We start from the raw sequence: 904 nt of genomic DNA, 5'->3' as shown, positions 1-904 counted from the left end.
AACTCGGCGTAGCAGAGCGCCGCCAGCGCGCAGCAGATCGCGGCCAGCACGAACGAGAACACCACGCCCGGGCCGGCGTACTCGGCGGCCACCTTCCCGGTGAGGGTGAAGATGCCGGCGCCGATCACGACGCCGATGCCGAAGACCGTCAGGTCGACCGCGGTGAGCCGGCGCTTGAGCTGGTACTCCGGCTCGTCGGTGTCCGCCAGGCTCTGCTCGATCGTCTTCGTCCGGAACACGGGTGCTGGTGCCGAACTGGTCGCGCAAGACGGTGTCCGGGTCGGCGCCCGGCTGGCCCATCGCGTCGAGCATCAGCCAGGGGGCGTCGTCGCCGTACGCGTCCGCGACGTACTCGACCGCCCACCAGGCCAGCCCGTAGTGCGCCTCGGAGTCCTGGTCGTTGAACGAGGCGTCGTCGGGCAGGTCCGCGGCGCCGTCCTCGGCAGCGACGACCGCCGCCTCCGGGATGCGGCGGTCCTGAGGCGGCAGCGGACGGACCGAGACGTACTCGGCCAGGCCCTCGGACAGCCAGACCGGGACGTCGTCGTCGCGGGTACCGACGGCGACGTGGGTCAGCTCGTGCCGCACCAGCCGGTCGAGCTCGCGTCCCGGGTGGTCGAGCATCCGCGGGTTGAGCGCGAACCGTGTGCTCCCACCCACCGGGAACGCCACGGCGTCGAGCGCCTCCGGGTCGTCCCCCGGCACGTCGTGCAGCCCGTCGAGGAACGCCGGGTCGGACAGCGCGTAGAGGACCACCGAGCGGCTCCAGTCGTACGGCACCTGGGCGGAGACCGTGACGATCGCGCTCTCGACCGAGGCGAGGAGCGCGGGCGCTTCGTCCAGGCTGCCCGCGTCGAAGACGCCCAGCACGCCGTTGCCCTGCTCGACCCGGATCGGGCCGAGG

The 904-nt window shown here is 72.7% G+C and carries 1 protein-coding gene and 1 pseudogene; one reads left to right on the top strand and one right to left on the bottom strand.

The window, feature by feature from the left end:
* A pseudogene (locus tag Q0L15_RS17725) lies at positions 1-239 on the bottom strand (amino acid permease); the annotation flags it as partial.
* 139 nt (positions 240-378) lie between these two features.
* Between Q0L15_RS17725 and Q0L15_RS17720 the strand changes: the two are divergent.
* A partial coding sequence (locus tag Q0L15_RS17720) for a hypothetical protein (protein ID WP_296605775.1) occupies positions 379-904 on the top strand: 526 nt, incomplete at its 3' end.

It is taken from the genome of Nocardioides sp., from assembly GCF_024509035.1.
Lineage (GTDB): Bacteria > Actinomycetota > Actinomycetes > Propionibacteriales > Nocardioidaceae > Nocardioides.
This window is presented reverse-complemented; position numbering and strand designations above follow the sequence as displayed.